Below are 6,444 nucleotides of genomic sequence, written 5' to 3' on the forward strand. Positions count from 1 at the left end.
CCCAGGTCGACGCGATGAGCGGCGGCCGGGTCGAGTTCGGCCTCGGCGCGGGCTGGTACGAGGAGGAGCACACCGCCTACGGCATCCCGTTCCCGAAGGAGAAGTTCGGCCGGCTGGAGGAACAGCTGGAGATCATCACCGGCCTCTGGAGCACCGGACTGGGTGAGACCTTCGACTTCGCCGGCACCTACTACCGGCTGAGCGAGTCGCCCGCGCTGCCCAAGCCGGCCCAGGCGAAGATCCCGGTCCTGGTCGGCGGCACCGGACCGACCCGCACCCCGGCGCTGGCCGCCCGGTTCGCGGACGAGTTCAACCTGCCGTTCGTGTCGGTGGCGGACTCGGAGGCCCAGTTCGGCCGGGTCCGGACGGCCGTCGAGCGGGCCGGCCGCAAGGCCGACGACCTGGTGTACTCCAACGCCCTGGTCGCCTGCGTCGGCCGGGACGACGCCGAGGTGGCCCGCCGGGCCGCCGTGATCGGCCGCGATGTGGACGAGCTGAAGGCCAACGGCCTGGCCGGGACCCCGGACGAGGTGGTGGAGAAGATCGGCCGCTACGCCGCCGTCGGCAGCGAGCGGATCTATCTGCAGATGCTGGACCTGGACGACCTGGACCACCTGGAGCTGATCGCCTCCCGGATCGCCCCGCAGCTCGGCTGAGACGGCTCCCGGCCGGGGTCCTGCGGGGCCCCGGCCGGGCCGGGGCCGCTGGCTCCGTGCCTGTGACGCGCCCGGAGCGCTTCTGTGACGATCCTGGAGCGATAAAGGCTCGGCCCGGACCCGGTCTGACCATTAGTCTTTACTCTCTCTTGAAGGGGGCAAGCTCTTCGGGAGGAGGGGCCGGGAGCACCCGGACCGGTGGGGAAGCAGGGGGAGTGCCGATGTCGGACGTGCAGGTCTTCGGGGCGGCTCGCGACCGGGCCGCAGCCCGTGACCGGGCGGCCCGTGACCGGGCGGCCCGTGACCGAGCAGCCCAGGACCGGGCAGCCCACGACCGGGCGGCCCGCACGGTGCCGCGCCCCGGCTGCCGGGAGCTCGCGGCGGAGCCGTCGTCCGGAGTGCTGCGCCCGCGCGGCCTCCGGGACCTCCGCTCCGGTCGCGGCCCGGGTGCCACGCCGAGCGTCCTGCACTATCCGGCGGGCGACCTGCTGGTGGTCTCCGGGCTGCCGGGCAGCGGCAAGAGCACACTCATGCGCCGCTGTGTGCGCGTGCCGGTCGTGGACTCGCAGCTGGTCCGCGAGGAGTACGCGTCCCGCGTCCCGTCCTGGCTGCCGTACGCCCTGTACCGCCCGCTGGTGCGCCTCGCGCACTACCGGCGGCTGCGGCGCGCGGTGCTGGCGGGCGGGCCGCTCACCGTGCACGACTGCGGGGCGGTGCCGTACGTCCGGCAGTGGCTGGCGCGGACCGCCGAGCGGCAGGGCCGCCGGGTGCACCTGATCCTGCTGGACGCCAGTGCTGAGGAGGCCCGCGACGGTCAGCGGGCCCGGGGCCAGGCCGTCTCCGCGTACGCGTTCGCCCGGCACCGGGACGCCGCGCACCGGCTGCGCCGGCGCCTGGCCGGGACGGGGCGGCCGCCGGCGGGCTGCGCGTCGGCCGTGGTACTCGACCGGGCCGGTGCGCGTGCCCTGCGGGAGATCGTCTTCGCGGCGTCGTAGTCTCGCCGGAGGCGGTCCGGGCGCCCGGTTCACCCCGTTCGTCCCGTCCCGCCGGTCGCGCGCCGCGCCGCGGGGCAGACGGGGTGTCACGTTTCGGACAGACCGGGGCCGGTACTGTGCGCATGCGCGCGACGGGAAATGCTCCATGTGCGGTGCCGTTCGACCGCTCAAACTTCCGGATTTTGTCCGATTTGCCGTCAGAAGTTCCAGGCCGGAACATGTCTGACGCGTACACGCGACCCTGCGTAGCCTGTGGCTCGGCGGCCCCCCTCAACCGCCGTCCCCCACCACCCCCCTCAGGAGCGCAGACCCTCAGGAGCGCAGATGCGTCGTTCCGCCCGTGTTTCCTCGCGTGCCACCGGCAGATTCCTCGGCGCGGCCGCCGTCGCCGCCGCCCTCGGGCTCACCCAGTTCGCGGCCCCGGCCGCGTTCACCACCGCCAGTGCGGCCGCCAAGGCCCCGACCTCCACCGAGTGCAGCACCGGCGAAGCGGCCCAGGACTCCGCCGCCCGCAAGCCCGCCGGACACCCCACCGGCCAGGAGCCCAACGCCGTCACCGAGGCCCAGGCCAAGGCGATGGACAGCGACCTCCAGGGCCGGCTGGCCCAGCTGGCGCACTCCGCCCAGGGCAACACCCTGCTCGCGCCCGGCGAACTGGCCGCCACCACGACCGTCCCGGTGTACGTGCACGTCGTCCACTCGGGCACCACCGGCAAGCTGTCGGCGGCCACCATCACCAAGCAGATCGACGTCCTCAACGCCGCCTACAGCGGCCAGGGCACGGGCAACACCGCGAGCCAGTTCCGGTTCCAGCTGGTGGCCACCGACTACACCGACAACTCCACCTGGTACAACGGCGTCAGCCCGGGCTCCAGCGCCGAGAAGGCGATGAAGACCAAGCTGCGCAAGGGCGCGGCCAACGCCCTCAACCTCTACACCGCCAAGCTCGGCCAGTCGCTGCTCGGCTGGGCGACGTTCCCCAGCTCCTACCGCTCCAACCCGACCGACGACGGTGTGGTCATCCTCGACTCCTCGTTCCCCGGCGGCTCGGCCGCCAACTACAACGAGGGCGACACGGCCACCCACGAGGTCGGCCACTGGCTCGGGCTCTACCACACGTTCCAGGGCGGCTGCTCCGGCCAGGGCGACTACGTGGCCGACACCCCGGCCGAGCAGAGCGCGGCCTACCAGTGCCCGGCCGGCCGGGACACCTGCACGACGACCGGTGTCGACCCGATCCACAACTTCATGGACTACACCTACGACTCCTGCATGACCCAGTTCACCGCGGGTCAGGTCGCCCGGATGGCCAACTCCTGGGCTGCCTACCGGGCCTGACGGGCCCCGCGGCCCGCACGGGCCGAACCCCGAGACGCTGGCGAATACGCCGCGCACCCGCCAGTACCAGTTCCGGCGGCGTCTCGTGGGGCCCGGCGGCCGTCTCCGACCCGGCGCGGTCATGGGCGGCCGAATGTCCGGGTTGATCTAAGTTTGGCGGGATACGGGCAGGTCGAACCCGTTGAACCCGTCGAGCAAGGAGCAGCGGCATGCCCAACAGCGCGAACCCCCGGATCGTCGTCGGTGTGGACGGCTCGCCCGCCTCGGAGCAGGCCCTGCGTTGGGCGGTCGACTACGCCCGGACGGCCGGTGGCACCGTCCACGCCGTCGCCGCCTGGGAGTACCCGGCGTTCTACGGCTTCGCCGGGGCGAGCCTGCCCTCGCCCGAGTTCAACCCCGAGGAGCTCGCCGGCCGGATCCTCTCCGAGGCCGTCACCAAGGTCGCCGGCGCGCGGCCCGAGGTGCCCGTCATCGAATCGGTACTGCCGGGCAACGCCGCCCAGGCCCTGCTGGAGGCCTCCGGCGCCGCCGCGCTGCTCGTGGTCGGCAGCCGCGGCCGGGGCGGGTTCGCCGGCGCCCTGCTCGGCTCGGTCAGCCGGCACGTCACCGAGCACGCCACCTGCCCGGTGGTCGTGGTCCGCCACGGCGTGGCCGGCGGCACGGCGGGCGACGCCGGGTGACCGGAGGGCGGTGGCGCGGCGGACCGCGGCGGCGGGGAGGATGGACCCGTGCCCGAAGGTGACTCCGTCTTCCGCGTGGCGGCCCGCCTGCGCGCCGTCCTCGCCGAACAGGTGCTGACCGCCGCCGAACTGCGCGTGCCCGCCCACGCCACCGCCGTCCTCACCGGGCGCCGGGTGCTGGAGGTCGTCCCGCGCGGCAAGCACCTGCTCACCCGCCTCGAAGGCGGTACCGGCTTCGAAGGCGGCCTCACCCTCCACACCCATCTGCGGATGGACGGCCGCTGGGCGGTGTTCGCCCCCGGCGAGCGCTGGACCGGCGGTCCGCCCGCGCAGATCCGCGCCGTCCTCGGCACCGGGCTCGGCACCGCCGTCGGCTACCGGCTGCCCGTCGTCGAACTGCTGCGCACCACCGACGAGCGGCGCGTGGTCGGCCACCTCGGACCCGACCTGCTCGGGCCGGACTGGGACCGGGCCGAGGCCGTCCGCCGCCTGCGCGCCGACCCCGGCCGGCCGCTCGGCGAGGCCCTGCTCGACCAGCGGAACCTGGCCGGTATCGGCAATGTGTACGCCAACGAGCTCTGCTACCTGGCCGGGTTCACCCCGTGGACACCGGTGGGCGAACTCCCGGACCTCGACCGGCTGACGGCCCGCGCCCACCTGCTGCTGGACGCCAACCGGCTGCGCCCCGGCCACATCACCACCGGGGACACCCGGCGCGGCCGGGGGCACTGGGTCTACGACCGGGCGGGCCGCCCCTGCGCCCGCTGCGGCACCCTGGTCCTGACGGCCCAGCACGGCACCCCGCCGCAGGACCGCCCGGCGTACTGGTGCCCGTACTGCCAGCGCGGCCCGGCCCCGCAGGGCCGAGACCCGGGCCCGCGCGGGCGGGGCACCCGCCGCTGAAGCCTCAGGGCGACTCGACCAGGGCCGGGTGCCGGGGGTCGTCGAAGCGGACCGTCAGGTCGGCCGCTTCGGCCGGAATCGTCTCCGCCGCGTAGCGGGCGAAGGCGGGCAGGGTCCACCGGTCCTCCGACGCGGTGCGGCGTTCCAGGGCGGCGGGGGAGAGGGCCAGGTGGACGGTCAGCTCCAGCGGGAGCCAGCGGCCGAGCAGCAGTGCGCCGTCCAGCAGCAGGACCCCGCCGGGCGGCAGTTCGGTATAGGGGGCGCGGGTGGCGCGGTCGGTCACCGGGTCGCGCAGTGACGGGAGCACCCGGCCGCTGCCGCCCGGTTCCAGCGGGTCCAGGACCTCGCGCAGCAGCGCCCCGTCGTCGAGCCACAGGTCGTGGTAGGCGTCCGCGTCCTGCTTGCCGTACTCCAGCCGGACCGAGGCCGGGCGGAGGAAGCCGGCCGCCGGGACCCGCAGGGTCGGCAGGCCGCGCAGCCGCAGCGGCTCGACCAGGGCGTCCGCCAGCTCCCCGGGGCGGGCGGCCGGGGCGCCGTCCACGGCCACCCGGAGCCGGCGGTCACCGGCTCCCGGCAGGGCGGCGATGCGGTCGGCGAGCAGCTCGACGAGGCGGTCGGGCGAGATCGGGCGAATCGGCACGGCGTCATCCTGCGGTCGGGGAGCCAGCGGGCCTGCGGGGTCGGCGTTCGTCGTCGAAGGCGCCGACCGTTCAGGGGACGGGCAGCGGGCCCAGGCAGTACAGGGTGGAGTCGTGGCCCGCGTAGAGGCGGGTGCCGTCGCTGGCGACCGACCACACGTCGACCCCAGGACCGGTGTCGGTGAAGATCGTGGACAGCCGGCCGCTCTCCGCCTCGACGGCGAGGACGCCCGCGGCCGCCGGGCCCGGTACCAGCAGAGCGGAGCTGAGCAGCAGCGGCCGGGAGCGGCGGTCCAGCCGGAACGGCAGCTGGCACTGCCAGGTCTGCTCGCCGCTGCCCGCCTCGTGTGCGGTGATCAGCCCGTTGTCGCGCGGCACGTACACCCGGTAGTCGTCGCTGAGCGGCGGCAGGGCACGCCACTGCTCGCCCGGCCCGGGGCGCACCGACCAGCGCGGCGCGCCGTCCTCCAGGCGCAGGGCCTGGACGCCGGCGGCCCCGGAGTTCGGCAGGTAGACGTGCCGGGCGTCCATCATGGACCAGGCCGGGGCGGAGCCCGCGGTGGTCCAGAGCCGCCGCCCGGTGGTGCCGTCCACCAGCGACATGCCGGCGGTCGGGTCGGAGTCCCAGGTGAGGAGCCGGCCGCCGATGGGCAGCACCGTGACGGCGCTCTCGCCGCGCTCCGCGAGCGGGCGGGACCAGAGCAGGCCGCGGCCGGTGGCGTCAGGCCGCGGCCGGTGGCGTCCACGGCGAACAGGGCGCCCCGGGGGTCGGCCCGGCGGCCGACCGTGCCGTAGACCTGTGCGCCGTCGCTGCCGAAGAGCGTGATCTGCTCGCCCAGCTCGGGCGGGAGCGGCTGGCTCCAGCCGGCGGCCGGGCCGGTCAGCGCGCGGGCGTCCACATGGCCGGTCGAACTGGTGAAGAGCAGCCCCGCCCCGACGAACAGCGGTGAGTCCTCCGGCCGGCTCCTGACCGCCGGCTCCTCGACGGTGCCGACCACGGCGCCGGTCGCCGCGTCGAGGATCCGCAGGCCGTTGGCCGTCACATAGGCGGGCGCGAACAGTCGGCCGCTCAACCGGCCCGGCGTCATCGGCTCCGACCCCCGGTACACCCAGAGCGGCTCGGCCCCGGACAGCTTGCTGGGCAGTGGCTGTGGCTGCGACTTCTCGGTCGGGGAAGCGTTCATCCGCCGGGACACCCCCCAGACGGCGGCGCCCGCCGCCAGCACCCCGGCGC

Annotated in this window: 7 protein-coding genes and 1 pseudogene; 5 read left to right on the top strand and 3 right to left on the bottom strand. The window is 75.2% G+C overall.

Going from position 1 to position 6,444, the window contains the following annotated elements; genetic code table 11:
• From VR45_RS31150 to VR45_RS31170, 5 genes are all read left to right on the top strand, one after another.
• Positions 1 to 656 (top strand): LLM class flavin-dependent oxidoreductase (locus VR45_RS31150; protein WP_045943226.1); only part of this gene is annotated, 656 nt, incomplete at its 5' end.
• Positions 657 to 877: 221 nt separating this feature from the next.
• Positions 878 to 1,651 (top strand): AAA family ATPase, encoded by a 774-nt coding sequence (locus VR45_RS31155; RefSeq protein ID WP_107084325.1) that lies wholly within the window; start codon positions 878 to 880, stop codon positions 1,649 to 1,651.
• Between the two features lie 324 nt (positions 1,652 to 1,975).
• On the top strand, positions 1,976 to 2,989 hold the full coding sequence (locus tag VR45_RS31160; protein WP_045943227.1) for a zinc metalloprotease: 1,014 nt from the start codon (positions 1,976 to 1,978) through the stop codon (positions 2,987 to 2,989).
• A 209-nt stretch (positions 2,990 to 3,198) separates the two neighbouring features.
• A complete protein-coding gene (locus VR45_RS31165) occupies positions 3,199 to 3,669 on the top strand; it encodes a universal stress protein (protein ID WP_045943228.1) in 471 nt (156 codons plus the stop codon).
• 48 nt (positions 3,670 to 3,717) lie between these two features.
• Positions 3,718 to 4,572, top strand: coding sequence for a DNA-formamidopyrimidine glycosylase family protein (locus VR45_RS31170; RefSeq protein WP_045943229.1), 855 nt, complete (start codon positions 3,718 to 3,720; stop codon positions 4,570 to 4,572).
• Between the two features lie 4 nt (positions 4,573 to 4,576).
• Here the strand turns inward: VR45_RS31170 and VR45_RS31175 are convergent, their stop codons facing one another.
• The 3 genes and pseudogenes from VR45_RS31175 to VR45_RS50730 form a co-directional block, all read right to left on the bottom strand.
• Entirely contained in the window at positions 4,577 to 5,212 is a 636-nt protein-coding gene (locus VR45_RS31175; protein WP_045943230.1) for a uridine kinase, read from the bottom strand.
• Positions 5,213 to 5,282: 70 nt separating this feature from the next.
• Entirely contained in the window at positions 5,283 to 5,804 is a 522-nt protein-coding gene (locus VR45_RS49235; RefSeq protein ID WP_353612730.1) for a PQQ-binding-like beta-propeller repeat protein, read from the bottom strand.
• A pseudogene (locus tag VR45_RS50730) lies at positions 5,741 to 6,444 on the bottom strand (hypothetical protein); the annotation flags it as partial. The pseudogene VR45_RS50730 and the gene VR45_RS49235, both read right to left, overlap by 64 nt.

The organism is Streptomyces sp. NRRL S-495 (genome assembly GCF_000966955.1).
GTDB lineage: Bacteria > Actinomycetota > Actinomycetes > Streptomycetales > Streptomycetaceae > Kitasatospora > Kitasatospora purpeofusca.

Bases quoted from the DNA above. Each gene is read 5' to 3' on its own strand.
- VR45_RS31155 (WP_107084325.1), top strand. From the start codon at position 878: ATGTCGGACGTGCAGGTCTTCGGGGCGGCTCGCGACCGGGCCGCAGCC.
- VR45_RS31160 (WP_045943227.1), top strand. From the start codon at position 1,976: ATGCGTCGTTCCGCCCGTGTTTCCTCGCGTGCCACCGGCAGATTCCTC.
- VR45_RS31165 (WP_045943228.1), top strand. From the start codon at position 3,199: ATGCCCAACAGCGCGAACCCCCGGATCGTCGTCGGTGTGGACGGCTCG.